This window comes from Variovorax sp. JS1663, assembly GCF_002157355.1.
In the GTDB taxonomy this organism is placed as follows: domain Bacteria; phylum Pseudomonadota; class Gammaproteobacteria; order Burkholderiales; family Burkholderiaceae_C; genus Variovorax.
In genome coordinates, this window is the sequence record NZ_LYMK01000045.1 from 12,266 (window position 1) to 38,943 (window position 26,678).

Annotated in this window: 25 protein-coding genes; 15 read left to right on the forward strand and 10 right to left on the reverse strand. The window is 70.3% G+C overall.

What is annotated here, in order from left to right; genetic code table 11:
- Positions 1–11 precede the first annotated feature (11 nt).
- On the forward strand, positions 12–2,762 hold the full coding sequence (locus A8M77_RS27980) for a DUF4118 domain-containing protein (protein ID WP_086924776.1): 2,751 nt from the start codon (positions 12–14) through the stop codon (positions 2,760–2,762).
- Between the two features lie 7 nt (positions 2,763–2,769).
- Entirely contained in the window at positions 2,770–3,462 is a 693-nt protein-coding gene (gene kdpE / locus A8M77_RS27985) for a two-component system response regulator KdpE (RefSeq protein ID WP_086924736.1), read from the forward strand.
- Positions 3,463–3,476: 14 nt separating this feature from the next.
- Here kdpE and A8M77_RS27990 read toward each other — a convergent pair whose 3' ends face one another.
- Positions 3,477–3,749 (reverse strand): DUF4242 domain-containing protein, encoded by a 273-nt coding sequence (locus A8M77_RS27990; protein ID WP_086924737.1) that lies wholly within the window; start codon positions 3,747–3,749, stop codon positions 3,477–3,479.
- A 145-nt stretch (positions 3,750–3,894) separates the two neighbouring features.
- Between A8M77_RS27990 and A8M77_RS27995 the strand changes: the two genes are divergently transcribed.
- On the forward strand, positions 3,895–4,665 hold the full coding sequence (locus tag A8M77_RS27995) for a pseudouridine synthase (RefSeq protein WP_143694782.1): 771 nt from the start codon (positions 3,895–3,897) through the stop codon (positions 4,663–4,665).
- Positions 4,666–4,696: 31 nt separating this feature from the next.
- Here A8M77_RS27995 and A8M77_RS28000 read toward each other — a convergent pair whose 3' ends face one another.
- Positions 4,697–5,458 carry an SDR family oxidoreductase gene (locus A8M77_RS28000; RefSeq protein WP_086924739.1) on the reverse strand — a complete coding sequence of 254 codons (762 nt, stop codon included), beginning with the start codon at positions 5,456–5,458 and terminating at the stop codon, positions 4,697–4,699.
- A 144-nt stretch (positions 5,459–5,602) separates the two neighbouring features.
- Here A8M77_RS28000 and A8M77_RS28005 point away from each other — a divergent pair, with 144 nt between their 5' ends.
- Positions 5,603–8,962, forward strand: a complete 3,360-nt coding sequence (locus tag A8M77_RS28005; RefSeq protein WP_086924740.1) for an AAA family ATPase — start codon at positions 5,603–5,605, stop codon at positions 8,960–8,962.
- Here A8M77_RS28005 and A8M77_RS28010 read toward each other — a convergent pair.
- From A8M77_RS28010 to A8M77_RS28020, 3 genes are read right to left on the reverse strand one after another with little or no spacing between them, the layout of a single operon-like run.
- Positions 8,943–10,415: a Dyp-type peroxidase gene (locus A8M77_RS28010; RefSeq protein ID WP_086924741.1), complete on the reverse strand. Its 1,473-nt coding sequence runs from the start codon at positions 10,413–10,415 to the stop codon at positions 8,943–8,945. The genes A8M77_RS28005 and A8M77_RS28010 overlap by 20 nt on opposite strands.
- Positions 10,415–11,062, reverse strand: a complete 648-nt coding sequence (locus A8M77_RS28015; protein ID WP_086924742.1) for a hypothetical protein — start codon at positions 11,060–11,062, stop codon at positions 10,415–10,417. The genes A8M77_RS28010 and A8M77_RS28015 overlap by 1 nt, the downstream gene beginning before the upstream one ends.
- The gene (locus A8M77_RS28020; protein ID WP_086924743.1) at positions 11,059–12,102 is read right to left on the reverse strand and encodes a catalase; all 1,044 of its coding nucleotides are present in this window, start codon (positions 12,100–12,102) and stop codon (positions 11,059–11,061) included. The genes A8M77_RS28015 and A8M77_RS28020 overlap by 4 nt, the downstream gene beginning before the upstream one ends.
- A 179-nt stretch (positions 12,103–12,281) precedes the next feature.
- Here A8M77_RS28020 and A8M77_RS28025 point away from each other — a divergent pair, with 179 nt between their 5' ends.
- The 8 genes from A8M77_RS28025 (at position 12,282) to A8M77_RS28060 (ending at position 17,427) form a co-directional block, all read left to right on the forward strand.
- Positions 12,282–12,941, forward strand: a complete 660-nt coding sequence (locus A8M77_RS28025) for a response regulator (protein WP_086924744.1) — start codon at positions 12,282–12,284, stop codon at positions 12,939–12,941.
- Positions 12,938–14,317, forward strand: coding sequence for a sensor histidine kinase (locus A8M77_RS28030; protein ID WP_086924777.1), 1,380 nt, complete (start codon positions 12,938–12,940; stop codon positions 14,315–14,317). Before A8M77_RS28025 ends, A8M77_RS28030 begins: the two co-directional genes overlap by 4 nt.
- A 94-nt stretch (positions 14,318–14,411) precedes the next feature.
- Positions 14,412–14,720: a hypothetical protein gene (locus tag A8M77_RS28035; RefSeq protein ID WP_143694783.1), complete on the forward strand. Its 309-nt coding sequence runs from the start codon at positions 14,412–14,414 to the stop codon at positions 14,718–14,720.
- Between the two features lie 47 nt (positions 14,721–14,767).
- Positions 14,768–15,016 (forward strand): hypothetical protein, encoded by a 249-nt coding sequence (locus A8M77_RS28040; protein ID WP_086924746.1) that lies wholly within the window; start codon positions 14,768–14,770, stop codon positions 15,014–15,016.
- A gap of 146 nt (positions 15,017–15,162) precedes the next feature.
- A complete protein-coding gene (locus tag A8M77_RS28045; RefSeq protein WP_192871694.1) occupies positions 15,163–15,537 on the forward strand; it encodes a DUF4148 domain-containing protein in 375 nt (124 codons plus the stop codon).
- A gap of 125 nt (positions 15,538–15,662) precedes the next feature.
- Positions 15,663–16,715 (forward strand): MBL fold metallo-hydrolase, encoded by a 1,053-nt coding sequence (locus tag A8M77_RS28050; RefSeq protein WP_086924779.1) that lies wholly within the window; start codon positions 15,663–15,665, stop codon positions 16,713–16,715.
- 29 nt (positions 16,716–16,744) lie between these two features.
- On the forward strand, positions 16,745–16,966 hold the full coding sequence (locus A8M77_RS28055) for a hypothetical protein (protein WP_086924747.1): 222 nt from the start codon (positions 16,745–16,747) through the stop codon (positions 16,964–16,966).
- 131 nt (positions 16,967–17,097) lie between these two features.
- Positions 17,098–17,427, forward strand: a complete 330-nt coding sequence (locus A8M77_RS28060; protein WP_086924748.1) for a hypothetical protein — start codon at positions 17,098–17,100, stop codon at positions 17,425–17,427.
- A gap of 7 nt (positions 17,428–17,434) precedes the next feature.
- On the opposite strand, the gene A8M77_RS37295 is transcribed toward A8M77_RS28060, so the two are convergent.
- Positions 17,435–17,557 carry a hypothetical protein gene (locus A8M77_RS37295; RefSeq protein WP_272947457.1) on the reverse strand — a complete coding sequence of 41 codons (123 nt, stop codon included), beginning with the start codon at positions 17,555–17,557 and terminating at the stop codon, positions 17,435–17,437.
- A gap of 370 nt (positions 17,558–17,927) precedes the next feature.
- Here A8M77_RS37295 and htpG point away from each other — a divergent pair, with 370 nt between their 5' ends.
- Together htpG and A8M77_RS28070 are read left to right on the forward strand one after the other, a co-directional pair.
- The gene (htpG, locus tag A8M77_RS28065; RefSeq protein WP_086924749.1) at positions 17,928–19,967 is read left to right on the forward strand and encodes a molecular chaperone HtpG; all 2,040 of its coding nucleotides are present in this window, start codon (positions 17,928–17,930) and stop codon (positions 19,965–19,967) included.
- Positions 19,968–19,977: 10 nt separating this feature from the next.
- Positions 19,978–21,237 carry a cytochrome P450 gene (locus tag A8M77_RS28070; protein ID WP_443272815.1) on the forward strand — a complete coding sequence of 420 codons (1,260 nt, stop codon included), beginning with the start codon at positions 19,978–19,980 and terminating at the stop codon, positions 21,235–21,237.
- Between the two features lie 6 nt (positions 21,238–21,243).
- Here the strand turns inward: A8M77_RS28070 and A8M77_RS28075 are convergent, their stop codons facing one another.
- From A8M77_RS28075 to A8M77_RS28085, 3 genes are read right to left on the reverse strand one after another with little or no spacing between them, the layout of a single operon-like run.
- Entirely contained in the window at positions 21,244–22,371 is a 1,128-nt protein-coding gene (locus tag A8M77_RS28075) for a CaiB/BaiF CoA transferase family protein (protein WP_086924750.1), read from the reverse strand.
- A 17-nt stretch (positions 22,372–22,388) separates the two neighbouring features.
- On the reverse strand, positions 22,389–23,357 hold the full coding sequence (locus A8M77_RS28080) for a Bug family tripartite tricarboxylate transporter substrate binding protein (RefSeq protein WP_086924751.1): 969 nt from the start codon (positions 23,355–23,357) through the stop codon (positions 22,389–22,391).
- A gap of 23 nt (positions 23,358–23,380) precedes the next feature.
- Positions 23,381–25,051, reverse strand: coding sequence for an acyl-CoA dehydrogenase family protein (locus A8M77_RS28085; RefSeq protein ID WP_086924752.1), 1,671 nt, complete (start codon positions 25,049–25,051; stop codon positions 23,381–23,383).
- Positions 25,052–25,142: 91 nt separating this feature from the next.
- On the opposite strand from A8M77_RS28085, the gene A8M77_RS28090 reads away from it, so the two are divergent.
- Positions 25,143–26,015, forward strand: coding sequence for a LysR substrate-binding domain-containing protein (locus tag A8M77_RS28090; protein ID WP_086924753.1), 873 nt, complete (start codon positions 25,143–25,145; stop codon positions 26,013–26,015).
- Here A8M77_RS28090 and A8M77_RS28095 read toward each other — a convergent pair.
- Entirely contained in the window at positions 25,946–26,521 is a 576-nt protein-coding gene (locus A8M77_RS28095; RefSeq protein WP_086924754.1) for a hypothetical protein, read from the reverse strand. The genes A8M77_RS28090 and A8M77_RS28095 overlap by 70 nt on opposite strands.
- Positions 26,522–26,678 lie beyond the last annotated feature (157 nt).

A 26,678-nucleotide genomic window follows, 5' to 3' on the forward strand; every position in this document is an offset into this window, starting at 1 on the left:
TGCCTGCCTTCATGAACGACGCCGCCCGCCCCGACCCCGATGCGCTGCTGGCCGAGTTGCGCGCCCAGGACGAGCGCGCGCGGCGCGGCAAGCTGCGCATCTACTTCGGCGCCAGCGCCGGCGTCGGCAAGACCTGGGCCATGCTGAGCGCGGCGCAGCGCGAGCGCGCTGCCGGCCGCGACGTGGTGATCGGCGTGGTCGAGACGCATGGCCGCAGCGAGACCGCCGCGCTGCTCGCCGGCCTGGAGAGCCTGCCGCTGCGCGAGCTGCCCTACCGCGGCCGCACACTCGCCGAATTCGACCTCGATGCCGCGCTGGCACGCAAGCCGGCGGTGATCCTGGTGGACGAGCTCGCGCATTCCAACGCGCCCGGTTCGCGCCATGCCAAGCGCTGGCAGGACGTGGAGGAGCTGCAGGCCGCCGGCATCGAGGTCTGGTCGGCGCTCAACGTGCAGCACCTCGAAAGCCTCAACGGCACCGTCGGCGCGATCACCGGCGTGCGCGTGCACGAGACCGTGCCCGACACCGTGCTCGACGAGGCCGACGAGGTGGTGCTGGTCGACGTCACGCCCGACGAGCTCAGCGCGCGGCTGGCGGCCGGCAAGGTCTACCTGCCGCAGCAGGCCGAGCGCGCGGCGCAGAACTTCTTCCGCAAGGGCAACCTGATCGCGCTGCGCGAGATCGCGCTGCGCCGCACCGCCGAGCACGTGGAGGACGACGTGCGCGGCTGGCGCATCGAGCAGTCGGGCCGCGGCGGCGAGGCGGCGCCGCCGGCCTGGAACACTTCGGGCGCGATCCTGGCCTGCGTGGGGCCGCACGAGAGCGCCGGCCAGACGGTGCGCACCGCGGCGCGGCTGGCCGGGCAGCTCAACGTGCGCTGGCATGCGGCCTACGTGGAGACCCCGCGCCTGCAGCGCCTCGACGCGCCGCGGCGCGACCGCATCCTGGCCATGCTGCAGCTGGCCGAGAGCCTGGGCGCCGAGACCGCGGTGCTCACCGGCGAGAACGTGGCCGAGGCCCTGGCCGGGCAGGCGCAGCGGCTCAACTGCGCCACCCTGGTGGTGGGCCGCGCGGAGCCGCCGCGCGGCTGGCGCCGCTGGTGGCCGCAGCAGGCGCTGGCGCGGGAGCTGGCACGGGCGGCGCCCGGCGTCGACATCGTCGAGGCAGCCCATGCCGAGAGTTCGCGCCGCATCGCCCACGCCCGTCCCGGCCGCCGCGGCGATCCCGGCGTGGAGGACAGCGACCGCCCGCACGCGCGCTGGCCCGGCTATGCCTGGGCGGCAGCCAGCAGCGTCGCCGTCACCCTGCTGGCCACCCCGCTCGTGGGTGTGCTGGAGCTGGCCAACATCGTGATGCTGTTCCTGCTCGGCGTGGTCGGCGTGGCGATGCGCTTCGGCCGCGGCCCGGCGGCGCTGGCGGCGGTGCTCAACGTCGCCGCCTTCGACTTCTTCTTCGTCTCGCCGCGCTTCTCCTTCGCCGTGAGCGATGTGCAGTACCTGGTGACCTTCGTCGTGATGATGGGCGTGGGCCTGCTGGTGGGCCAGCTCACCGCTGGGCTGCGCTTCGCGGCTGGCGTCTCCACCAGCCGCGAGCGGCGCGCGCAGTCGCTGTTCGAGCTCACGCGCGAGCTGTCGGCGGCGCTGGAGGCCTCGCAGGTGGTGCAGCTGGGCGCGGCCGCGGTGCAGGGCCATTTCGGCGGCCGCGCGCTGGTGCTGGTGGCCGATGCGGGCGATCGCCTCGTGCTGCCCGCCGAGGCGCCGCCGGGTTTCGATCCGAGCGTGGCCGACTGGAGCTTCCGCCAGGGCCAGCCGGCCGGCCTGGCCACCGCCACGCTGGCGGCGCAGCCCTGGCACTACGTGCCGCTGAAGGCGCCGATGCGGGTGCGCGGCGTGCTCGCGCTGGAGCCGGCCCATCCGCGCTGGCTGCTGATCCCCGAGCAGGCGCAGCAGCTCGACACCCTGGCGCGGCAGATCGCGATCGCGCTGGAGCGGGTGCACTACGTCGAGGTGGCGCAGCAGGCGGTGGTCGAAATGGAATCGGAGCGCCTGCGCAATGCCCTGCTGGGCGCGATCTCGCACGACGTGCGCACGCCGCTGACGGCGCTGATCGCGCTGGCCGAATCGCTGCAGGCGCCCGCCGGCGCGGGCCGGACAGTCGACGCGCCCGAAGTGGCGCGCGCCATCGTTGCCCAGGCCCACCAGTTGCATGCGCTGGTCAACAACCTGCTGGACATGGCGCGGCTCGAAAGCGGCATCGCCGGCGGCAGCGTGAGCCTCCGGCGCGACTGGCAGTCGGTGGAGGAAGTGGTCGGCGCGGCCATCCGCGCGGCGCGGCCGGCGCTGGGCGAGATGGCGGTGCGCACCGAGCTGCCGGCCGCGCTGCCGCTGGTCGAGTTCGACGCGGTGCTGATCGAGCGCGTGCTGGTCAACCTGCTGGAGAACGCCGGCAAGTACGGCGCGCCGCCGGTGGTGGTCAGCGCCCGCGCCACCGAGCGCGCGCTGGAGCTGGCCGTGCGCGACCACGGGCCCGGCCTGCCGGCCGCGCTGCGGGGGCGGGAGCAGACCCTGTTCGACAAGTTCACCCGCGGCCAGGCCGAGTCGGCCACGCCCGGCGTGGGCCTGGGGCTGGCGATCTGCAAGGCGGTGGTCAGCGCGCACGGCGGCGAGATCCGCGCCGCCAACGCCGCGGGCGGCGGGGCAGAATTCACGGTCACGCTGCCGCGGCGCGATCCGCCCGAACCGGCCGAGCCCATCGATAGCTGAGACAGACATGCCCGCACCCACCGCCGTCGTCATCGAGGACGAGCCCCAGATCCGCCGCTTCGTGCGCGGCGCGCTGGAGGCCGAGGGCTGGCAGGTGCACGAGGCCGGCACCCTGCGCGACGGCCTGGCCGCGGCCGGCACGCGCCAGCCCGACCTGCTGGTGCTGGACCTGGGCCTGCCCGACGGCGACGGCGTCGCGCTGATCCGCGACGTGCGCGGCTGGTCGGGCGTGCCGATCATCGTGCTCTCGGCCCGCACCGACGAGGCCGACAAGATCGCTGCCCTCGATGCCGGCGCCGACGACTACCTGACCAAGCCCTTCGGCACCGGCGAGCTGCTGGCGCGGGTGCGCGCCAACCTGCGGCGCCCGCGCGCGGCCAGCGGCAGCGAGGAGCCGGAGCCGGTGTTCCGCTTCGGCGAGGTCGAGATCGACCGCGGCGCGCGCCTGGTGCGCCGCGCCGGCGCGGAGGTGCACCTCACGCCCACGGAGTACCGGCTGCTGTCGGTGCTGGCTGCCAACGCCGGGCGCGTGCTGACGCAGCGCCAGCTGCTGCGCGAGGTGTGGGGCCCGGCGCATGCCGAGCAGAGCCACTACCTGCGCATCTACATGGGCCACCTGCGCCAGAAGCTGGAGGCTGATCCGGCCCAGCCGAGGCACCTGCTGACGGAGACGGCGGTCGGGTATCGGCTGGTGCCCTGAGCGTTCTTTTTCTTCTACTCCGCCGTGGTCGGGCTGATGATCGCGTGCACCTGCGACACGCTGTCGGCCGGGAAGCCGCCGCGCTTTGCATGCTCGCGGATCATCTCGGCATTGGGCGCGACGTAGACGCAGTAGAGCTTGTTGTCGGTCACGAAGCTCTCGACCCAGTTGATCTCGGGCCCGAGCTCGTGCAGCACGTTGCGGGACTTGATCGACAGGGCCTTGAGGTCGCGCTCCGAGAGCTTGCCGGCGCCCTCGAGCGTGCGTTCGATGACATAGCGTGGCATGTATGCCTCCTGGGGAATGGGTGGCGAACCGTGGCTTGAGTATGGCCGCTGGCGCGCGGCTTGGCCATTTGCCATCCGGCCTGTGCCGCGCGCCCGGTTCGACCGGATGGCGGACAATGACGCGCCGATTCCGCCGCTGCCTTCCATGCCCGACGCCGCCCCCGAACCGATCCGACTCAACAAGCGCATGGCCGAGCTGGGCCTGTGCTCGCGCCGCGAGGCCGACGAGTGGATCGCGCAGGGCTGGGTCAAGGTCAACGGCCGTGTGGCCGAGATGGGCCTGAAGGTCGGGCCGGCCGATCGCATCGAGGTCGAGCGCCGCGCGCAGGAGCGGCAGCAGCAGCAGGTGACCATCCTCCTGCACAAGCCGGTCGGCTACGTGAGCGGCCAGGCCGAGGACGGGCACGAGCCGGCGGTGGTGCTGGTCAACGCCCGCACCCACTGGCGCGAGGACCCGAGCCGCCACCGCTTCGCGCCGCAGCAACTGCGCGGCCTGGCGCCGGCCGGGCGGCTGGACATCGATTCGGTGGGCCTGCTGGTGCTCACGCAGGATGGCCGCGTGGCGCGCCAGCTGATCGGCGAGGACTCCGGGATGGAGAAGGAATACCTGGTGCGCGTGAGCTACGGCCATGTCACGCAGAACCCGCAGGCCGCCTTTCCGCGCGAGCAGCTGCAGCGCCTGCGCCACGGGCTGAGCCTGGACGGACAGGCGCTCAAGCCGGCACGGGTGGACTGGCAGAACCCGGAGCAGCTGCGCTTCGTGCTGACCGAAGGCAAGAAGCGGCAGATCCGGCGCATGTGCGAGCTGGTGGGCCTGCAGGTGGTGGGGCTCAAGCGCATCCGGATCGGGCGGGTGATGCTGGGGCGCCTGCCGGTGGGGCAGTGGCGGTACCTGGGGGCGGACGAGCGGTTCTGAGCCGACGTCCCGGGCGACCTTTCCTGGCCTCCTAGATGGCGGTGAAGCCGCCATCCACCGCGTGCGCGATCCCGGTCACGAACGACGCGTCTGCCGAGCACAGCCACAGCACCGCCGTCGCCACTTCGTGCGGTTCGCCGATGCGCCCGACCGGGTGCATGGCCGCCATGCGGGCCGGCATGGCCGGATCCATGTTCGCCCAGCGCTCGGACATCGGCGTGCGAATCATGCCCGGGCAGACCGCATTGATGCGGATGTTCTGCCTGGCGAACTCGGCCGCCGTCGATCGCGTGAGCCCGACCACGGCGTGCTTCGACGCGGAGTAGGTCGCCAGCCTCGGCGCACCTTTCAGGCCGGCGACCGACGCCGTGTTGACGATGGCGCCGCCACCTTGCGCTTCCATTTGCTTGAGCTCGTGCTTCAGGCACAGCCACAGGCCCTTGACGTTGACCGCCATGATGCGGTCGAACACCGATTCGTCGCATTCGGTGATGCGCGAGGTCTCGATCTCGATGCCTGCGTTGTTGAAGGCGCAGTCGAGCCGGCCATAGGCGGCGACCGTCGCCGCGACCATGGCCGCCACGTCGGTTTCGCGGGTGACGTCGACCCGGAGGAAGCGCGCCTCGCCGCCCTCCGCGTGCGCCAGGGCGGCCGTCTCCTCGCCCGCGGACACGTCGACGTCGGTCACCATCAATCGCGCGCCGGCCGCCGCGAAGGCCTGCGCCGTGGCGCGGCCGATGCCGCCCCCGGCGCCGGTGACGAGAACGGCCTTGCCGTTGAAATCGTGGGTCATCGATGCCTCGCTTGCGTGACGGTCAGGGGTGGTGATTGTCGTGCGCCGGCGCCCCGGCGGGTGAGGCGAGCTATACACTTCGGTCGCGTCGATCGACCTCCGATCGATTGGCAACGCTCTTTCCATGTTCCGATCGAGGAGCGCATGAGCAAGGTCCGGGAATGGCTCGACGCCCACAAGCTGACCGAGATCGCGGAGGTGCTCGAACGCGAGCAGATCGACTGGGAAGCGCTGCTGGTGCTGACGCCGGCCGATCTCAGGGACCTTGGACTTCCGGTCGGACTGCGTGCCAAGCTGTCCGCCGCCTTGCGCTCGCTTCCGGGCGCGCATGCATCGTTCGAAGCCGAGTCCGGATCGCCGGCGAAGCCCCTGGGCGAGTCGGCAGGATCGCCAGACGATGGCGAGCGCCGCCAGTTGACCGCGCTCTTCTGCGACATGGTCGGCTTCACCGAACTCGCCAATCGCACCGATCCCGAAGTGCTGCAGCAGATCGTCCGCGCCTACGAGAATGCCTGCGAGGTGTGCATCGCACGCTACGAGGGCTACGTGTTCCAGCTGCTGGGCGATGGCGTCGTGGCCTTCTTCGGCTACCCGCTCGCGCACGAAGGCGAGGCCGAACGGGCGATCCATGCCGGGTTGGAGATCGTCGAGACCCTGTCCAGGCTGGACATCCCCGTGGCGGGTCGCCTCGCGGTGCGCATCGGCATCGCGACGGGCGTCGTCGTGGTGTCCTCGGCGGGAAAGGGTGCGGTCGGGGAGGCGATGAACCTGGCAGCCCGGCTGCAGGGCCTGGCCCGGCCCGGCCACGTGCTGGTGAGCGAGCAGGTGCATCGGCTGGCCGGGGGCAGTTTCGACTACGAGGATCTCGGCGAACAGGCGTTGAAGGGCATCGCCCGGCCTGTCCACGTCTATGGGATTGCGGGCGTCAGTGAAGCGGCCAGCCGCTTCGAGGCCGCGACCCTGGAAGGGCTGACGCCGCTGATCGGCCGCGAGCAGGAGATCGGGCTGCTGCTGGAGCGCTGGTCGCTGGCCCAGGACGGCGAGGGCCAGGTCGTCATGCTGTCCGGCGAACCGGGCATCGGCAAGAGCCGCATCCTCAATGCCTTTCGTGAGCGCGTCGAAAGCCAGGGCGCGAAGGCGCTGAACTTCCAGTGCTCGCCTTACTACGTGAACAGCGCGTTCTGGCCCAGCGCCAACAACTTCGAGCGGGGGTTGAAGTTCGCCCCCGACGAGTCGCCCGAGTCCAGGCTCGACAAGCTCGAAGGCCTGATCGTCGGCGTCTACGGGCGCCCGCTGGCCGATGTCGGCTTCATCGCCTCCATGATGTCCATTCCGTGCGGCGAACGGTACGGGACGAGCGCCATGACCGCGCAGAAGCGCAAGCAGGAAACGCTGCGCACGCTGGTCGACCTCACCGAAGCCGCGGCCCGCACGCAGCCGAGCGTGATGCTGTTCGAGGACGTGCACTGGGCCGATCCGACCTCGCTGGAAGTGCTGGACCTGCTCATCGACCGGGTCCGCAGCATCCCGCTGCTGATCGTTCTGACCCATCGCCCGGAGTTCAAGCCGCGCTGGTCCGAGCAGGGCCACGTGAGCGCATTGAACCTGTCCAAGCTGACCCGGGCGCAGGGTGCGGCGATGGTGTCGAGGCTGGCGGGCAACAAGGCGCTGCCCGCCGCGCTGCTCGAACAGATCCTCGCCAAGACCGATGGCGTGCCCTTGTTCGTGGAGGAGCTGACCAAGGCCATTCTGGAATCCGGCGAGTTGACGGAGCAGGCGGACCACTACGAATACCGGGGCGCGGCGAGTGGGATCACCATCCCGGCCTCGCTGCGGGATTCGCTGATGGCGCGGCTGGACCGCTTCAATCCGGTCAAGTTCATCGCCCAGGTCGGCGCGGCGATCGGACGCGTGTTCAGCTACGAGCTGATCGCGGCCGTGGCGCCGATGACGCAGGAACAGCTCGACGAGTCCCTCGCACGGCTGACCGAGTCGGGGCTGGCGTCCCGCAGGGGGTCACCGCCGGAAGCGACCTACACCTTCAAGCACGCGCTGGTCCAGGATGTGGCTTACGACTCGCTGCTCAAGAGCCGGCGGCAGGAGCTGCACGCCAAGATCGCCCGGGCGATCGAGGAGCGCTTCACGAACACCAAGGTCGCCGAGCCCGAAGTGCTGGCCCACCACCTGACCGCCGCGGGCCTGGCCGCCGAGGCCGTTCCGCTGTGGCAGAGCGCCGGCGAGCTGGCGTTCAAGCGCATGGCCCTGGTCGAGGCCATCTCGCATCTCAACCAGGGGCTGAAGCTGATCGCCACGCTGCCGCGCTCGATCGAGCACGACAGGCGCGAGCTCGCCCTCCGGCGCGCGCTCGGCGTGGCCTGGATGGCGGCCAAGGGCTGGCCCGCGCCCGAGGCCCGCGAGAGCCTGCTGCCGGCATTGAAGCTGGTCGACTCGGCCGCGTCGGGGCGGGACACGCTGCCGGTCTACTGGGGCCTGTTCGCCAACACCCTGAGCATGGGGCGCGTCGCGGAGTCGGTGCAGTGGGCCGAGCAGTTGCTCGCCATGGGCAAGGAAAGCGGCGACACCGACATCCTGGTCACCGCCCATCTGATGATGAGCGTCTCCACGTTCTGGCTGGGTGATCTGCTGACCTGCCGCGCGCACGCGGAGGCGGTGGCCAGCGTCTACGACCCCGTCAGGCACCGCCATATCGCCGACGAGATCAACCACGATCCCCTGACCGGCGCGGGCATCTACCGGGCGCAGGTGAGCTGGATGCTCGGATTCCCGGACCGTGCCGTCGCAGAGTGCGATGCCAAGGACGAGCACGCGCGCCGGCGTGGTCACGTGTTCGATCGGGGCTTCGCGTTGGCCGCCGGCGCGGACGTCTTCGAGTACCGCGGCGAACCCGATGCGCAGCGTGCGCGCGTCCAGGAATGCGAGCGCCTGGGCCGCGACAACGGCCTGTCCGTGCTCTGCCAGGTGGTCGCGCCGCTGCGCTACGGCGCGGCGCTGGTACGCGCAGGGAGGGCTGCGGAGGGCGTGGGCCTGCTGCAATCCGGCCTGTCGCTGCGCGAAGCGGGCGGCGGCTACGGTGGCAGCAACCCCTATCTCCAGGCCCTGCTTGCCGAGGGCATGGCCGCGATGGGTGACATCCCGGGCGCGCTGCGCGTCGTTGAAAAGCAGATCGAGCAGATCTTGCGGCCGGGCTGGGGTGAGCGCTGCCACTATGCCGAGATCCGTCGCCTGGAGGGCTGCCTCCACGCGCAGCGCGGCGACGCCGAAGCCGCCGAAGAGAGCTACCGCCTGTCGCTCGAATGGGCCCGGGTTCAGCAGGCCCGGTCCTGGGAGCTGCGCACTGCGGCCAGCCTGGCGGACATGCTTCGGCAGCAGGGCCGGGCGGCCGAGGGGCGCGCGCTGCTGATCCCCGTGTACGAGTGGTTCACCGAAGGCTTGGGCACGCGGGACCTGGTCCACGCCCGCGAGGTCATCGAGGCGCTGGGTTGAGCGGGTGCTTCGACCCGATCCACCGAAGTGCACTGATGCTCGGCAGGAAGGTGTAGGCACCGCCGCGCGTGCGAACGAAGCGCGGCAAGCCCCGCAGGCGGACCGAACCCGCGCTGGTCACCACATCGAACCAGCTCGCGTCCTCCTGGTTCGCACCCAGCAGCGGATCGTTGGAGCCGGTGATGCGAGGGTCCTGCAGCCCGAGGTTGATCCAGTCGTAATAGACGGCCTCGAACTGGGCCGACAGGTCGGCGCAGATGAAATTGCCCAGCAGCCCGCGCTCGACCCGCTCGTCGGCATCGCGATCGGTCGCGTCCCAGCGGGGGCCGTAGGGCATGCCGCGGCGCACCAGCCGGCGCGTGTGGTTGGCGATCCGTTGCACGATCCTGGCACCGCGCGGATTCGTGCGCCGGGTGTGCGCGCCCAGGGGGCATTTCAACCCCTCGTCGTCGTCGACAAAGTCGAAGTCGGTGTCGGACACGCGCGGACTCGGGGTGGGATCGCGCGGCGACAGCGCCAGCGGTGTCCCGTTGCGCCACCGGCCCAGCAGCTTGGCGGCGACGACTTCGCGCATGGACGCCAGCCGTGCCGATGGAGAAGCCTCGTCGCCCGCGCCGCCGATGGCCAGCAGGCTGTCGGCCAGGGGACTGGCCAGCAGCTGCGCGGCCGCGCGGTCCAGGAAGTTCTCGAAGGCAGGCACGTCCTGCTCGAGCACCCGGAACGCATTGAACGCACCGTTGAAGCCGAGCACGGGTGGATCGGGCAGGGTCCACTGCAACTGCTCGAGCGCCGTCTCGTAGCCCAGCAGCACGGTGCCGAGCGGCGCGAGGGGCTGGCCGTCGAGCTTGTAGGGCGGGCTGACCTGCGCGAACCGCGGCTGCGAGATGTTGTCCCGGTAGCCGAAGTGCACCTCGTCGCCATTGAATTTGGCGCCCTCGTTGCGGCCGCGGATCCTGAACGCGCGGCCGGCCAGGCCCGCCATCATGTCCTTCTCGAACCGATCGAGCAGCGCGGCGGTGTCCGCGTGCAGCGTCACGATCAGATGGACGGCGTCGCTCGCCTGGAACCACGGTATCCAGTGCTCGGGCGCGGAGTCGCCCCAATCGCCGATCTTCGAGGCGCGTGCGGCCATGCCTTCGCGGTACGCCTCGGGAAACGCGCTCATGGCGGAAGGCGGAACACCCAGTGCCTGCATTCCCGTGAACGTGATTCCGAGGTTGAAGCACACATCCGGTGGCCGCGCGCCCCAATGCGCGGCGTCCGTGATCGCGGGTGCCAGTGAACGATCGGGCCCGGCCGTGGCACCGACCCATGCGCTGGCCTGGCGCGCATCGATCACCTGGGCGATCAGGTGGCGCACCATCGACTTGCGGTAGCCACGCAGGATGTTGCCCTGCACGTCGGCCAGGTCCACCGATTCGCCCACGACGGCGCCGCGCGTCGGTGCGGCCATCACCAGCCCACCCCCAGCTTTTGCCGCACCTGGGCGACGGAGTATCCCGGGTAGGCGCGGTAGGCGCCGAGTTGAACGTTCGGGTTCCTGTCCAGCTGAAGCACCAGGTAGCGCGACAGATCCTGCAGGTTGTCGAGGTCCGGGGCCACCACGTCGATCATCGTTCCCGGGTCGTCGGGCAGCTGGAAGGCGTCGCGCTGGTGGACCCATTCGATGAAGGCGTCCACGTGCTGCCAGCACGGCAGCGGCGGCGGGTCCTCGATCAACGAGACGACGCCGTCGAAGGCGTTCCCCAGCGTCATGATGAAGTCGCGGATGTACGCGTGAAAGTCGCCGTCGTAGAACGAGAACATGAGCAGGTTGTTGTCGACGATCGTGAAGCGCGCCATGTGCACCGTGCCGACGTTGTCGAGCCCGCTGTAGATCTCGTCGAGGCTGGAGCCGACCACGAGCGCGGCCTGGGCGCGGCCGATCGCCGTCTTGTTCTTCAAGGGCATCACCAGGTTCATCGTGCGCATCACGTTGTCGGTCGGCTGCCGGCTGTCGCGGGGGCCGCCGGGTGCCACCGGTGTTTCCTGGAGCCAGCGCCAGATGCGGATGAGGATCTTCTCGAAGAGTTGCTTCAACCCGTTCGTGATCGAACTCATCGCGTGCTCCCGCCGCCCGAATGCAGGGGGCAACCCATGCCCCGGCGCTCCTGGCATCCGAGCTGGTAGATCTCGCCGCGGGCCCGGAGGATCTCGTCGCCGGAGGCTTCGATCCCGGCCGGCAGCCGCATCGGGTTGAAGCTCAGCTGCTCCACGTCGACCTGGTCTTCTTCGGCGAGCCGGTCGATGAAGAGCGTCCCCATGTTGATGGTCCGCCGCGTGACGGGCCATGACCTGGACGGGTCGTTCACCGCGTCGCCCGGGTCGCCGATCGCCATCTTCAGCGTGAACTGGGCGGCGGACCGGGTCAGGCGGGCCCGCATTTCCGTGGTCAGGAAATCGGTGGCCTTGGCGGCGATCTGGTCGGCCGGAACCGGGAAGACGCCATCGACCGGCTGCCATGAGAAGCGCACCGGCCGTCGCTCGCCGTCCGGCGCGATCGCAACGAAGGTGTGCACGGCGTGGTAAGCCGTGCGGGCCCAGCTCACCGGCACCTGCGAAAGCCCGGCCTCGATGGTGAAGGCCCGCACGAAGGGATGCGAGCCCGCATATTGCGCAAGTCCGGGGCCGCCGCTGATCGTCACGCCGGGGGGCAGGGGCGGCGGAGGACTTCGCAGCATCAAGGGGTCGAGGATGTGCTGCCGGATCCACGACGCCGGCTGCACCGGTTTCGGCACGAAGGCTGCTGCCACGTCCAGAAAGTCCTCGCGGGTCGTGGACCCGAAGACGCTCAGGGTCATCGACAGCAGGTCGCAGTCGGCGGCGTCGGCCAGATGGAACTTCACCGCCAATCCCCGGGTGTCGGGGCGCTCGTCATGGCGTTCGGGATCGGAAGAGCCATTCGAGAAGCGGGCCGTGACCGGGATCGGGCGGCCCTGGAAAGGCTCGGCGATGCAGAATTCCCTGGCCACGTCGGAGGCGACGAAATGCCCCAGAACGCCCAGGCCATGGGTGTGCGCCCAGCGGGTGTCCGCAGCATGTCCGGGGGCGTCTTTCTTGAACGCGTCCAGCATCTGCGCTGCCGTGATTTCTTGGTGCATTCAGGTGCCTTTGGCGACAGGACGTGCGAGCGTACTTCCGCACTACCGGCTCCACAAGCGAATTCGGCCGTCGATGGAATCGGCGGAGGCGCGAACGGCAGGGGCGCGAGGCGCCCAACCCTCATGACACGCTAAGAATCCGCGTGTAGCCTTGATTGCTTTCGCGAAAAGGAGGCGCCGTGCGCACGCTGCTGGTGGAAGACGACGAGATGATCGGGAGCAGCCTGCGGCATGCGCTCGAAGGCGCCGGCTGGTCGGTCGACTGGGTGCGCGACGGCGCGCTGGCCCAGAGCGCCTTCGCCGACGGCGGCTACACCTGCGTGCTGCTCGACCTCGGCCTGCCCAGGCAGGACGGCACCGAGGTGCTGCGCCGGGCACGCGAGCGTGGCGACACCACGCCCGTGCTGGTGCTCACCGCGCGTGACGGCCTGGAAGACCGCATCCAGGGCCTGGACCTCGGCGCCGACGACTACCTGCTCAAGCCCTTCGAGTTCCGCGAACTGCTGGCGCGCATGCGTGCGGTGATCCGCCGCCGCGACGGCGCCGCGCATTCGGTGATCGGCGGCGCCGGCCTGCAGCTGGACCTGACCACGCGCGAGGTGCTGCGCAACGGCGAGCGCGAGGCGCTGACAGCGCGCGAGTTCGCGCTGCTGCATGCGCTGCTGGAGCGGCCCGGCGCGATCCTTTCGCGCGAGCAACTCGAGAACCGCATCTACGGCTGGGGCGAGGAGGTCACCAGCAACGCGGTGGACGTGCTGATCCACGGCATGCGGCGCAAGCTCGGACCCGACGCGATCCGCAACGTGCGCGGGCTCGGATGGCGGGTGGCGGCGGCATGAGGGCCGTGAAGAAGCTGGCCGACCACCCCTGGTACAAGCCCTGCTCGCTGCGGGGCAAGCTGCTGCTGTGGCTGGTCACGCTGCATCTGATCGCGGCCGGGGCCGCGGCCTGCGCTTCTTACATGAGCTACGGCCGCATGGTCCACACCTTCATGGACGACCAGATGCGGCTGCTGGCCAACTCCTATGCGGCCAACGACAGCACGCCGGTGCTGCAGCCGCTGGCCGACGATGGCGTCTACAAGTGGGGCTCCTTCATCGTGCAGATCTTCGGTCCCGACGGCCGCCTGCTCGCGACCTCCTGGCCGAAGCTGGCGGTGCCGCTGCAGGCCGAGCCGGGCCTGCGCAACGTACGCACCGGCGCCGGCCGCGACGAGGACTGGCGCGTCTTCACCGCCGAGGCCGGCACTCGCGCCGGGCAGCCGCGCGTGCAGATCGCGCAGAGCGGCAGCTTCCTGCGTCACGAGGTGGCGCACCGTGCGCTGTTCGCGGCGCTGCCGATCGCGCTCCTGCTGCCGGTTTCGCTGGCGGTGCTGTGGCTGGTGGTGTGGTTGAGTTCCTACTCGCTGCATGCGGTGGCGCGCGAGGTGGCGGCGCAGGACGAGCGCAGCCTGTCGGAGCTCTCGCTGGCGCGCGTGCCCGACGAGATCGCGCCGCTGGTCGGCGCCTTCAACAGCCTGCTGGCGCGGCTGCGCGACGCCTTTGCCGCGCAGCGCCGCTTCGTGCAGGATGCGGCGCACGAGCTGCGCACCCCGGTGGCCGCCATCGGGCTGCAACTGGAGAACCTGCGCGCCCATGTGCCGTCCGGTGATGCCGCCGAGCGCTTTGCACAGCTGGAGGCCGGCGTCACCCGGGCCCAGCACCTGATCGAGCAGCTGCTGCGCCTGTCGCGCCAGGAGAGCGCGTCCCCGGCGGGGGGCGCCGAGCCGGTGGACGTGGCCGCGCTGTTGCGCGAGAGCCTGGGCCAACTGATGGTGGTCGCCGACCGGCGCCACATCGACGTGGGCTTCGACGGCAGCGTCACCCCGGTGGTGAGCGCCCCCGCAGCCGAGCTGCGCAGCGTGTTCGACAACCTGATCGACAACGCCCTGCGGCATGCGCCCGAGGGCGGGGTGGTGGACGTGCGGCTGCACGAGGTCCAGGGCCAGCCGGTGGTGGACGTGGTGGACAACGGGCCGGGTATCCCGCCGGAGTTCATGGGCCGGGTCTTCGACCGCTTCTTCCGCGTGCCCGGCACCTCGGCGGGCGGCAGCGGCCTGGGCCTGGCGATCGCCCGCACCGCGGCCCTGCGGCACGGCCTGCGCATCGCCTTGCGCAACCGCAGCGAGGAGGGGGAGGGCACCGGATTGATCGCGCGGGTCTACCTTCCGGTGTAGTAGTTGTGTAGTACTTCTCCAAAAGTCGTATGTAAGAAGAAAATCTAAAAAACCAGGCTTGTAACCTTATGTTTACATAGGCACAATGTATTACATGCAAGTTCAAGCCGACACCCAAACCCAGTGGTCCTCCAAGGGCCTCCTCCGCCTCCTGCGCGCCACCCTGCCGCCGGCAGGCAAGGCACCGGCGTCTGCCGCTTTCGACGCGCCGCCGCAGCGCCTCAGCAGCGAACAGCTGAGCGAGCTGGCGGAAAAGTGGCGCCGCCGCTCCGCCGAGGGCGACAAGGGTGCCGATTCGGTCGCGATGGCGCTGGAGCAACTGGCCGAGCGCCGGGCCATGGAACGGCCTTCGCGCATCCAGGCCGTCGGCCGGCGGCTGTCGGAGCTGATGCAGCTCAGCTGAAACTGACGTCCTCCGCTCGTAACGTCGAATTGGGCGCACTCAGAATCATGAAAACCCAAACCGAAGCGATCCGTGAAGGCTATGACATCGACCTGTCGGGACCTGGCCGGCCGATGGGTGCCAAGGGCAGGTATCCCAAGTACGAGGTGATCCCGCTGCTCACCGACATGGAAGCGGAACTGCTCAACACCCTGGGCCTGATCCGCACGCTGCTGACCGAGGGCACGCCCACGCCCGAGGCGCGGAACGGGGTGGTCCACGCCATCGACGGTCTGCTCTCTGTCGCACGCGCCTGAGCATGGGCGCCAGGCCGGGGCTAATGCCTGGCTAAGTTTCCTCTAACGATCGGCTCAGCCTGGCTGCCTAGAGTGCAGCCCAGGTCAGCCGAGGCGCATGTCGCACCCGGCGCGAGACCTGCCTCTCATCCCCGGAGCCCATCGCCATGCAAGCCTCCCTGAAGTTCCTCGCCGTCGCCTCCCTGAGCGCCCTTGCGGGCCTGGCCTCTGTGGCCGCTCGCGCCGAAAGCTATGACGGCGTGCACCAGAACGCCTCCACCCTGAGCCGCGCCGCGGTGGATGCGGAAGCCGCGCGCACCGCGGCTGCGCCGGACCAGAACGTGGTGCGCGGCTCGCGCGGTGCCGAGCCCTTCAAGGCGGTGGCCGACCGCAACGCGGTCGCACAAGAGGCCATGCGCGCGGCCGCCGCGCCGGACCAGAACGTGTCCTCCGGCTCGCGCGTGAACAGCAAGGTGATCTCCACCCTGCCGCATCCCATGGATGTGCGCACCTCCAACGCCAGCGGCGGCAGCCGGCTCTGATCGACGCGCAGCCTCGGCGCGGGTGACACCGGGCCGGACCTGGAGCCCCCTCCGTGCACCCGTCACACCCCTCGCGCGCGCCGCGCTCCGCGGCCGCGCTGCTTCTCCTCTTCCTCATCACGACCATGACCACGCTGGGACTGAGCGCCTGCGGCAGCACCGCCGACCGCCATGCCGATTCGCCGCAGTTTCGCGACGGCGCCTTTCACAACCCCGTGCCGCCGAAGACGGTCGGCTGGCGCGAGGCGCCGCGCCTGATCTGGCGCTTCCTGTTCGACAAGCCGGCCGAGGCGGCGCCCGCCACGCCCTTGCCGGTCGCGCAGATCAGCCGCGAGCAACTGTTGGCCGCGCCCGACCGCAGCCTGGTGCGCCTGGGCCACTCGACCGTGCTGCTGAAGCTGGACGGTGCCTTCTGGCTGACCGACCCGGTGTTCTCCGAGCGTGCCTCGCCGGTGCAATGGGCCGGGCCCAAGCGCTTCCATGCGCCGCCGATCGCCATCGAGGACCTGCCGCCGATCCAGGGCGTGGTGCTGTCGCACGACCACTACGACCACCTCGACAAGGCGGCGATCCTGCAGCTGGCGGACAAGGTCCGCTGGTTCGTCGCGCCGCTGGGCGTGGGCGACCTGCTCGTCGAATGGGGCGTGGACCCGGCCAAGGTGCGGCAGCTGGACTGGTGGCAGTCGACCACGGTCGAAGGCATCCGCCTGGTCGCGACGCCGGCGCAGCATTTCTCGGGGCGCAGCCTGCTGCGCAGCAATCCGACGCTGTGGGCCTCGTGGGTGATCGGGGCCGGCGACTTCCGGGTCTTCTTCAGCGGCGACACCGGCTACTTCGACGGCTTCAAGGCCATCGGCGAGAAGTACGGCCCCTTCGACGTGACGATGATCGAGTGCGGCGCCTACGACCGCCAGTGGTCCGGCGTCCACATGCAGCCCGAGGAGACGCTGCAGGCCCACCTGGACCTGCGCGGCCGGCGCCTGATGCCGGTGCACAACGGCACCTTCGACCTGGCGCTGCACGACTGGCACGACCCCTTCACCCGCATCGCCGCGCTGGCATCGGCGCGCGAGGTGGCGCTGCTCACGCCGCGCATCGGGGAGCCGCTGGACCTGCAGGCGACGACGGCCACCGCCGCCTGGTGGGCGCCTGCGCCCGCGCTCACGCAAGCCGACTGACCCCACCATCGATTCGCCAGGAGAACACCATGTCGCAGGCGCAATGGGACCGCAGCACGATCGGGGGCGCCGGTGCGGACGCCGGCCGCCGCCGCATGCTGGGCGCCGCGGCCGCCGGCCTGGCTGCGGGGCTGACGGCCGGCTTCATCGCCGGCATCGCCAGCGGCGTCGTGTCGGCGCATGCGCAGACGCTCTCGGGACCCGCCGACATCCGGCCCGGTCCGGTGATGCACGACCCGGATCGACGCTGAGGGCTGATGAACAGGGTGGGCCGCAAGGTCAGGCTGGCCTAAGCACGGCAACCTAGATTGGCCGCACGCACAGCCGCCGTGGCGCATGTCGCGCCGCGGCCACGCTGGGCCCTTTCATGCAGGAGACAGGCATGCGTGCTTCCACCCGAATTCTCACGATCGTCGCCGTTGCGGCACTGGCGTCTTTTGGCGCGCAGGCGCAGGAGAAGACCGACGGCTCCGACTACCACCCGCTGATGATGAATTCCCCGGACAGTCCCGAGGTGCAGGCCGGCGCGATGGCCGCGGCCCGGCCGGCCAGCACCGAGGTCGAAGGCCAGTCCACCGCCGCGCCGGCGATGGCCTCGAAGGTGTCGGATTCCGACGTGTATGCCGGCGCGGTCGCGGCCTCGCACCCGTCGGGCACCGAGCTGCCGGGCCAGAGCACGGCGCCCATGCCGCCCTCGGGCAGCACGCACTGAGCGAGCGCTACAGGCCGTGCACCACGTACAGCGCCGAGGGTGCGGCCGGTACCCTCAGCGTGGCTTCGCCCACCCGGTCGAAGCGGAACTCGCGGCCGTTGAGTACCACCGAGCGCTGGTTGGTCCACACGCGGTATTCGTGGCCCCCGCCATCGGCGTCACCTGCAGCACCCGGAACACCGGCGGCACGATCACCGTGAAGTTCAGCCGGGCTGTTGCGCTGTTCGTGCCCAGCCGGGTTTCTGCCAGGCAAGGAAGCGGCAGCGACAACAGCAGCAGGGCCGGCAGGGCGCTTCATGCAGATCCCCTTGGAGAAAACGCTGGCGGGTATAGGGCGTTAAAAAGTTACCAAGTAAGACTTTGTGACGCGTCGCATCGCCGCCACGCGTGGGCTGGAGCGGCTGGGGGTGGATTTCTTCACGTTGGCCCCCACTTGGCACTCTTGTAAAGTCATCGGTTCGCCTTTCGCGGCGCCTTTTTCCCGTTTCTCTTTCAGAGTCATGACGATCTCCAAGACCAAGCTCCCCTTCCAGGCCGAAGTCGCGCAACTGCTTCACCTGGTCACGCACTCGCTCTACTCCAACAAGGAAATCTTCCTGCGCGAGCTGATCTCGAACGCCTCCGACGCCTGCGACAAGCTGCGCTTCGAGGCCATCGACCAGCCGGCGCTCTACGAGGACCAGCCCACGCTCGAGGTGCGCGTGTCCTTCGACAAGGCCGCCAGGACCATCACCATCGCCGACAACGGCATCGGCCTGTCGCAGCAGGAAGCCATCGACAACCTGGGCACCATCGCCAAGAGCGGCACCAAGGAATTCATGAGCCGGCTGTCGGGCGACCAGAAGGCCGACGCGCAGCTGATCGGCCAGTTCGGCGTGGGCTTCTACTCGGGCTTCATCGTGGCCGACCGCATCACCGTCGAATCGCGCCGCGCCGGCCTGCCGGCCGAGGAGGGCGTGCGCTGGGTGAGCGCCGGCGCCGGCGACTTCGAGGTCGACAGCATCAACCGGCCGCAGCGCGGCACCAGCGTCACGCTGCACCTGCGCGAGGACGCCGAGGAGTACCTGAACCTCTGGAAGCTGAAGTCCATCATCTCCAAGTACTCCGACCACATCTCCCTGCCGATCCTGATGGAGAAGGAAGAGTGGAAGGAGGGTGAGGACAACAAGGGCGGCGAGATGGTCAAGACCGGCGAGTGGGAGCCGGTCAACAAGGCCAGTGCCCTGTGGACCCGGCCCAAGAAGGACATCAGCGACGAGCAGTACGTCGAGTTCTACAAGAACGTCAGCCACGACTTCGAGGCGCCGCTGGCCTGGAGCCACAACCGGGTGGAGGGCAGCACCGAGTACACCCAGCTGCTCTACATCCCCGCCAAGGCGCCGATGGACCTGTGGAACCGCGACAAGAGCGCGGGCGTGAAGCTGTACGTCAAGCGCGTCTTCATCATGGACGACGCCGAGTCGCTGATGCCGAGCTACCTGCGCTTCGTCAAGGGCGTGATCGACTCGGCCGACCTGCCGCTGAACGTGAGCCGCGAGCTGCTGCAGGAGAGCCGCGACGTGAAGGCCATCCGCGAGGGCAGCACCAAGCGCGTGCTGTCGATGCTGGAGGACCTGGCGAAGAAGCAGAAGACCACCACCAGCAACGCGGAAGGCAAGGTGGACGTGGGCTCCGGCGAATCGGTGCCGGCGCCCAACCCGGCCGACGGCGTGACCGACGTGGTCGACAAGAACGCCGACAGCACCCTGGCCGCCGAAGCCGCGGCCGAGTTCAGCGATGAATCGGGCAAGTACGCGAAGTTCTACGCCGAGTTCGGTGCCGTGCTCAAGGAAGGCCTGGGCGAGGACTTCGCCAACCGCGAGCGCATCGCCAGGCTGCTGCGCTTCGCCTCCAGCACCACCGACACGGTGAACGTGGGCTTCGCCGACTACAAGGCGCGCATGAAGGAGGGCCAGGAGGCGATCTACTACATCACCGCCGACACCCTGGCTGCCGCGAAGAACAGCCCGCAGCTCGAGATCTTCCGCAAGAAGGGCATCGAGGTGCTGCTGATGACCGACCGCGTCGACGAGTGGGCGCTCAACTACCTCACCGAGTTCGACGGCACGCCGCTGCAGAGCGTGGCCAAGGGCGCGGTGGACCTGGGCAAGCTGCAGGACGAGGCCGAGAAGAAGGCGGCCGAGGAAGCGGCCGAGTCCTTCAAGCCGCTGCTGGAGCGGCTCAAGGAGGCGCTGAAGGACAAGGCCGAGGACGTGCGCGTCACCACGCGCCTCGTCGATTCACCGGCCTGCCTGGTGGTGCAGGACGGCGGCATGAGCACCCAGCTCGCGCGCATGCTCAAGCAGGCCGGGCAGCCGGTGCCGGAGCTCAAGCCGGTGCTGGAGGTGAACGCGGAGCATCCGCTGGTCAAGAAGCTGGAGGGATCGGCGCATTTCGAGGACCTGGCGAACATCCTGTTCGACCAGGCCCTGCTGGCCGAGGGCGGCCTGCCGGCCGACCCGGCCGCCTACGTGCGGCGCGTGAACGCGCTGCTGGTCTAGCGAGGGCGCCGTGGGTCAGGCCGGTGCGTCCCCGATCGACATCACCGGCTTCGACCTGCGCGACCCCGGCGCGGCCTTCTACGAGAACCCCTATCCCTGGTACGCCGCGCTGCGCGAGGACTCGCCGGTGCGCCGCATGCCCGACGGTTCGCTGCTGCTCACCCGCCATGCCGACTGCGTGGCCGTCTACAAGAACACGCAGTGCTTCAGCTCCGACAAGCACGCCGAGTTCGCGCCCAAGTACGGCGTGGGCAGCCCGCTCTACCAGCACCACACGACCAGCCTGGTGTTCAACGACCCGCCGCTGCACACGCGCGTGCGCGGCCTGATCAACGGCGCGCTCACGCCGCATGCCATCGAGTCGCTGGAGGATGGCCTGCGGCACCTGGTCGAGGGACTGCTCGACCGCATGGAGGAGCGCCAGCATGCCGGCGGCACGGTGGACCTGATCGAGGACTTCGCCGCCGCCATCCCGGTCGAGATCATCGGCAACCTGCTGGGCGTGCCGCGGGGCGAGCGCGAGCCGCTTCGCCGCTGGTCGCTGGCCATCCTGGGCGCGCTGGAGCCGCAGCCCACGCCGGCGCAGCTGGAGGCCGGCAACCAGGCCGTGGTCGAGATGGTGGCGTACCTGCGCACGCTGGTGCTGGAGCGCAGGCAGCATCCGGGCGACCCGGCGCACGACGTGCTCACCCGGCTGATCCAGGGCGAGGAGGACGGCGGCGAGCGCCTGACCGAGAACGAGCTCTACCAGAACTGCATCTTCATCCTCAACGCCGGGCACGAGACCACCACCAACCTGATCGGCAACGGCCTGGTCGCGCTGCTCGACTGGCCGGACGAGAAGCGGCGGCTGCTGGACGACCCCTCGCTTGTCCGCTTCGCGGTGGAGGAGTTCCTGCGCTTCGAGAGCTCCAACCAGCTGGGCAACCGCATCAGCACGCAGGACAGCCAGGTCGGCGGCATCGACGTGCCCACCGGCACGCGGATCACGCTGTGCATCGGGGCGGCCAACCGCGATCCAGCCGTGTTCGCGGACCCCGACCGGCTGGACATCACGCGCTCGCCCAACCGCCACCTGGCTTTCGGCTCCGGCGCGCACCAATGCGTGGGCATGAGCCTGGCGCGCCTGGAAGGGCGGGTGGCGATCGGCGCCTTCCTCGCGCGCTTTCCCGACTACCGCGTCGGCGGGCCGGTCCGGCGCGGCGGCCGGGTGCGCTTTCGCGGCTACTTGAGCGTGCCGCTGAGCCTCGGGCTGCCGATCGAGTCCTGAGGTCCTTCAGCCTTCGAGGAAGCGCTCCCCCGGCGTCAGCGGCGCATGCCGATAGCTCGCTGGCGTGCGCGACAGCTTGATCGGCGAGGCGATGCCGCGGTAGCCGCCCCCGAGTTCGACCACCATGCCGCGGTGCGCGGTGTGCGGATGCTGCAGGGCGGCATCGACCGGCAGCACCGGCGCGGCGGGCACGCCGGCGGCCATCAGGGTGTCGACCAGCGTGCGGCCGTCGAAGGCGGCGAGCGCGGCTTCCAGCTGCTGCTTGAGTGCCTCGCGGTTCACCGAACGGGAGCGGGCGTCGCGGTACTGTGGATCGTCCGCCAGCGCCGGCAGGCCGATGCATTGGCAGAAGCTCGCGAACTGGCGGTCGTTGCCCACCGCGACGAAGATCGGGTCGGTGCCGGTCGCCAGCGCGTCGTAGGGGTAGATGTTGGGATGCGCATTGCCCGTGCGCTTCGGCGTCGCGCCGTCGAGGAACCAGTTGGCCGCATGCGGATGCAGCAGGGCCAGGCCGCTGTCGTACAGCGCAGCCTCGATGAACTGGCCGCGGCCGCTCTTCGCGCGCTCCTGCAGCGCCAGCAGCACGCCGATGGTGGCGTTCAGCCCGGTCACCATGTCCACCACCGGCAGGCCCACGCGCAGCGGGCCGCCCTCGGCCTCGCCGTTGATGCTCATGATCCCGGTCATGGCCTGCACCGCGGCGTCGTAGCCCGGCAGCGCGCCCAGCGGGCCGTCGGCGCCGAAGCCCGAGACGCGGCACCACACCAGCCGCGGGAAGCGCTGCGACAGCGTCTCGTAGCCGATGCCCCAGCGCTCCATGGTGCCGGTCTTGAAGTTCTCGATCAGCACGTCGGCCTCGGGCAGCAGCGCCATCAGCGTGGCGCGGCCTTCCTCCGAACCCAGGTCCAGGTGCTGCACCCGCTTGTTGCGGTTGAGGCCGCGGTAATAGGAGGACACGCCGTCCTGGAAGGGCGGGCCCCAGCCGCGCGTGTCGTCGCCCTGCGGCGGCTCGATCTTCAGCACGTCGGCGCCGTGGTCGCCCAGCACCTGGCCGCAGTAGGGGCCGCCCAGCACGCGGGAGAGGTCGAGGACGCGGACGCCCGAGAGCGCGCCGGTCGGGGTGGTGGTGTTCATGTGCAGTCTCCCGGGGTTCAATCGAGCTGCGCGCCCGACTGGCGCACGACCGTGGCCCACATCTGCATCTGCGCCTGGATGAACTTCGCCAGTTGCTCCGGCGCGGCGGAAGGCGCGGGCTCCAGGCCCTGGGCCGCGAACTGCTGCTTCACCTTGGGCGAGGCCAGCACTTCGGCGAAGGCCTGGTTGAGCTTCTTCACCCGGTCGGCCGGCGTGCCGGCCGGCGCCACGATGCCGAAGAACACGCTGACGTCGTAGCCCTTCAGGCCCTGCTCGGCGATGGTCGGCACCTCGGGCAGCGCCTGCGAGCGCGTGGCGCTGGCCATGCCCAGCGCGCGCAGCCTGCCCGCCTTGACGTAGGGCAGGGCAGTGAGCACGTCGGTGAAGCTCATGCTGACCTGGCCGCCCAGCAGGTCGTTCAGCGCCGGGCCGGTGCCCTTGTAGGGGATGTGCTGCAGGTCCACGCCGGCGGTCGTGTTGAAGAGCACGCCTGCCAGGTGCGAGGAGGCGCCGTTGCCCGAGGAGGCGTAGCTCAGCTTGTTCGGATTCGCCTTGGCATAGGCGACCAGTTCCTTCACGTCCTTGGCCGGCACCGAGGGATGCACCACCAGGATGTTGGGCAGGTGGCCGACCTGGATCACCGGTGCGAAGCTCTTCACCGGGTCATAGCCGATCTTGCGGTAGAGGCTGGCGTTGATGGCCAGCGGGCCGGAGGTGCCGAAGAGCAGCGTCTGGCCGTCGGCCGGCGCACGCGCCACGAATTCGGCGCCGATGTTGCCGCCGGCGCCCGCGCGGTTCTCCACGATCATGGGCTGCCCGAGGCGTTCCTTCATCTCGGCGGCGAGCGTGCGGGCCATCGCGTCGGTGGGACCGCCGGGCGGGAAGGGCACGACCAGGGCGATGGGCTTGTCGGGGAAGCTGTCGGCGTGGGCCAGCGGCACGAGGGCCGCGGCGCAGGCGAAGGCGAGGGTGGCGAGCAGTCGCATGAGGGTGTCTCCGTTGTTCGTGATCAGGATGCTGTGTTCCAGCCCGCCGGCACGGCGTCGGCCGAGAGCGGGTCGCGCGGCAGCACGCGGTGCAGCAGCACGCCCTGCGCCCACTGCACGCGCTGCGCCGAGCCGGTGCGGGCGCCTTCCCAGGCCATCGCGATCGCGCTGCAGCAGTGGTAGAGCGCGGAGGCCGCCTGGCGGGCGAGCAGGTCGCCGCCTTCCTGCGCGGCCTGCCGGGCGAGGGCCGAGGCCCGCCCCAGCGCGTCGCGCAGTGCGGCGGCGAAGGCGGGCGCGATCTCCGCCTCGGCCAGCAGCGCGCCGAAGTGCGCCTCGAGCGCGGGCAACGAGTTCTCGCGCGTCACGGCGCGGATCACGTCGAGCGCCACGATGTTGCTGGTGCCTTCCCAGATCGAGCCCAGGTGCGCGTCGCGCACCAGCCGCGGATCGGCCCATTCCTCGATGTAGCCGCAGCCGCCGCGCACTTCCATCGCATCGCCCGTCACCTTGCGCGCGTCGCGGCAGGCGCGGAACTTGATCAGCGGCGTGAGGATGCGCAGCAGCGGGTAGGCCGCGGCGTCGCCGCCGTCCGAGCGCGCCAGCGCAAGCGCGGTCTGGAACACCATGCTGCGCGCCTGCTCGGCCGGCAGGCGGAGCTTTTGCAGCTGGCGCTGCATCAGCGGCATGTCGGCCAGCCGCTTGCCGAAGGCGCGGCGCTCGCTGGCGATGAACTCGGCTTCGGCGACGGCACGGCGCATCAGGCCGGCGGCGCGCACGCCGTTCGACAGGCGCGAGTTGTTGACCATGTCGGCCATCTGCACGAAGCCGCGGCCGGGCTCGCCGACCAGGTAGGCCACGGCGCCTTCCAGCCGGATCTCGCCGCTGGCCATCGAGCGGGTGCCGAGCTTGTCCTTCAGGCGGATGATGCGGTAGTGGTTGGCACTGCCGTCCTCCAGTGTGCGGGGCAACAGGAACAGCGACACGCCCTTCATGCCCGCCGGCGCGCCTTCGGGGCGGGCCAGAACCATGGCGAAGTCGGCGTCCGGGTTGGAGCAGAACCACTTGTCGCCGGTCAGGCGCCACTGGCCGGCGGCATCCTGCGTGGCGCGGGTCTGGGTGGCGGCGATGTCGGAGCCGGCGGCCTGCTCGGTCATGAACATGGCGCCCTGGGCCAGCGTGTCGAAGTCGAGTGTGGTCAGGCGCGGCAGGAAGCGCGCCACCAGTTCGGGGCTGCCGAACTTCTTGAGCGTGCGCGTGAGCGAATCGGTCATCGAGACCGGGCAGCACAGGCCGAACTCGGCCTGCACGAAGAGGAAGGTCAGCACGTACTTGACCAAGGGCGGCATCTTGCCCTTCCAGCCCAGGGTTTCGTCGCGGTGCGAGATCGCGGCCAGGCCGAATTCGGAGAGGGCGAGACGCTCCATCTGCACGTAGGCCGGGTGCTTGACGATCTCCTGCCGGTCCAGGCCGGTGCGGGTGCGATGCGCCAGCGTTGGCGGGTTGCGGTCGGCGGTGCCCGCCAGTTCGTCGAGCAGGCCGCCGGCCAGCCCGCCCAGCCGCTCGAAGTGCGGCTGCATGTGCGCCAGCAGGTCGGGCGGCAGGTACAGCGCGAGCAGGCGCTGCAGCTCGGTGTCGGTGCTGAAGAGGTTCTGACCGTGACGGTCGGGCACGGGGTGGGCGGCGGTGTCGGCCATGAGTTTGTCTCCTTGCTGGAAAGGATTGTTCGTGGCACGACGATTTCTGTCTAATATCGATTAGGTCTTGTTCGATTCGATCTGACTATTCATGGAACTGAGGCATCTGCGCTACTTCTCGGTGCTGGCCGACGAGCTGCATTTCGGCCGCGCTGCCCGCCGGCTGTCGATTTCGCAGCCGCCGCTGAGCGTGGCGATCCGGCAGCTGGAAGAGTCGGTCGGCGCGCGCCTGTTCGAGCGCAACAGCAAGGAGGTGCGGCTGACGCCGGCCGGCCAGCAGTTCATGGCGTCGGCGCGCGCCTTGCTGCGCCAGGCCGAGGAGGCGGCACTCCAGGCGCGCGACGTGGCTTCGGGCTCGGCCGGGCGCCTGCGCATCGGCTTCGTCGGGTCGATGCTCTACCGTGGCTTGCCGCAGGCGCTGCGCAGCTTCCAGGCCCGGCATCCGTCGGTGCGGGTCACGCTGACCGAGCTCAACTCGGGCGAGCAGATCGCCGAGCTGCTGCACGACCGGCTCGACATCGGCTTCGTGCACAGCAGTCGCCTGCCGCCCGAACTGCAACATCGTCTGCTGCTGGCCGAGCCCTTCGTCTGCTGCCTGCCGGCCCGCCATGCGCTGGCGCGGCGGCGCTTGCTGGCGCCGGCCGATCTGCGGGCCGAGCCCTTCGTGCTGTTCTCGCGCAGCGCTTCTCCCGACTACCACGAGCGCATCCTGTCGATCTGCGCCGATGCGGGTTTTCGCCCCGAAGTGCGGCACGAGGTGCGGCACTGGCTGGCGGTGGTGTCGCTGGTGTCGCAGGGCATGGGCGTGGCGCTGGTGCCCGATGCGATGCGCCGCTCGGCGCTGCGGGGCGCCGTGTTCCGGCCGCTGGACCGGCCCGTCGCGCAGTCGGAAGCCTACGCCGTGTGGCGCGCAGGGCCGGAGAACGTGCTGGTGCAGCGGCTGCTGAACGCGATAGAGGCCTGAGCGAAAGACCCCCAGGCTCTCACGGGAAGCTGCCGTTCCGGCCGCAGGTACTTCTTCAGCGCCGCGTTGACGGCATCGGCGTCCAGCGTCTCGTAGGCCTGCGTGAAGCGCGCGTAGTGCGCCATGTCGCGCCCGTGGCGCAGGTTCGTGGCCAGGGTGCCGGCCAGGTTGGCGGGCTGGGCCAGGGCGTCGGCGCGGCCGCTCACGATGGCGCGCCGCGCGAAGCCGACCTCGGGCGCGGCGCCGGCGCGGCCGCCGAGCAGTTGCACGCCGGCGAACAGCGCCGGGAAATCCGGCGCCTCGGCATTCATCGCCAACGGGATGCGGGCGACGTAGTTGGCATTGGCCTTGTCGGGCACGCTGATCGGCGCCGGCGGCGCCAGCCGGTCGAGGTCGCTCGGGTAGGCGAAGACCCAGCCGCGGCGCCGCTCCGGTGCCTTCCAGTCGCCGATGGCCTGCTGCCGTTGGGCGGTGACCTCGTCCGGCGCGAGCGGGCCGATGAGCACCAGCTCACCGACGGTGGCGCCGCAGCACGGTGTGCGCGTCGATGTTGGCCGGTGTCAGCGCGAAGTCCTCCACCGCCGCGGTAGTCGGCAAGGACCTGCGCCATGTCGGTAGCCTGCGCCGGCGGTGCGCGCGGCGGCAGCGTGTCGCTCGGCAGGT

Excerpts from the sequence above, each read along its gene's own strand:
- A8M77_RS27980 (WP_086924776.1), top strand. The coding sequence starts at position 12 with ATGAACGACGCCGCCCGCCCCGACCCCGATGCGCTGCTGGCCGAGTTG.
- kdpE (WP_086924736.1), top strand. The coding sequence starts at position 2,770 with ATGCCCGCACCCACCGCCGTCGTCATCGAGGACGAGCCCCAGATCCGC.
- A8M77_RS27990 (WP_086924737.1), bottom strand. The coding sequence starts at position 3,749 with ATGCCACGCTATGTCATCGAACGCACGCTCGAGGGCGCCGGCAAGCTC.
- A8M77_RS27995 (WP_143694782.1), top strand. The coding sequence starts at position 3,895 with ATGCCCGACGCCGCCCCCGAACCGATCCGACTCAACAAGCGCATGGCC.
- A8M77_RS28000 (WP_086924739.1), bottom strand. The coding sequence starts at position 5,458 with ATGACCCACGATTTCAACGGCAAGGCCGTTCTCGTCACCGGCGCCGGG.
- A8M77_RS28005 (WP_086924740.1), top strand. The coding sequence starts at position 5,603 with ATGAGCAAGGTCCGGGAATGGCTCGACGCCCACAAGCTGACCGAGATC.
- A8M77_RS28010 (WP_086924741.1), bottom strand. The coding sequence starts at position 10,415 with ATGGCCGCACCGACGCGCGGCGCCGTCGTGGGCGAATCGGTGGACCTG.
- A8M77_RS28015 (WP_086924742.1), bottom strand. The coding sequence starts at position 11,062 with ATGAGTTCGATCACGAACGGGTTGAAGCAACTCTTCGAGAAGATCCTC.
- A8M77_RS28020 (WP_086924743.1), bottom strand. The coding sequence starts at position 12,102 with ATGCACCAAGAAATCACGGCAGCGCAGATGCTGGACGCGTTCAAGAAA.
- A8M77_RS28030 (WP_086924777.1), top strand. The coding sequence starts at position 12,938 with ATGAGGGCCGTGAAGAAGCTGGCCGACCACCCCTGGTACAAGCCCTGC.
- A8M77_RS28035 (WP_143694783.1), top strand. The coding sequence starts at position 14,412 with ATGCAAGTTCAAGCCGACACCCAAACCCAGTGGTCCTCCAAGGGCCTC.
- A8M77_RS28040 (WP_086924746.1), top strand. The coding sequence starts at position 14,768 with ATGAAAACCCAAACCGAAGCGATCCGTGAAGGCTATGACATCGACCTG.
- A8M77_RS28045 (WP_192871694.1), top strand. The coding sequence starts at position 15,163 with ATGCAAGCCTCCCTGAAGTTCCTCGCCGTCGCCTCCCTGAGCGCCCTT.
- A8M77_RS28050 (WP_086924779.1), top strand. The coding sequence starts at position 15,663 with ATGACCACGCTGGGACTGAGCGCCTGCGGCAGCACCGCCGACCGCCAT.
- A8M77_RS28055 (WP_086924747.1), top strand. The coding sequence starts at position 16,745 with ATGTCGCAGGCGCAATGGGACCGCAGCACGATCGGGGGCGCCGGTGCG.
- A8M77_RS28060 (WP_086924748.1), top strand. The coding sequence starts at position 17,098 with ATGCGTGCTTCCACCCGAATTCTCACGATCGTCGCCGTTGCGGCACTG.
- htpG (WP_086924749.1), top strand. The coding sequence starts at position 17,928 with ATGACGATCTCCAAGACCAAGCTCCCCTTCCAGGCCGAAGTCGCGCAA.
- A8M77_RS28075 (WP_086924750.1), bottom strand. The coding sequence starts at position 22,371 with ATGAACACCACCACCCCGACCGGCGCGCTCTCGGGCGTCCGCGTCCTC.
- A8M77_RS28080 (WP_086924751.1), bottom strand. The coding sequence starts at position 23,357 with ATGCGACTGCTCGCCACCCTCGCCTTCGCCTGCGCCGCGGCCCTCGTG.
- A8M77_RS28085 (WP_086924752.1), bottom strand. The coding sequence starts at position 25,051 with ATGGCCGACACCGCCGCCCACCCCGTGCCCGACCGTCACGGTCAGAAC.
- A8M77_RS28090 (WP_086924753.1), top strand. The coding sequence starts at position 25,143 with ATGGAACTGAGGCATCTGCGCTACTTCTCGGTGCTGGCCGACGAGCTG.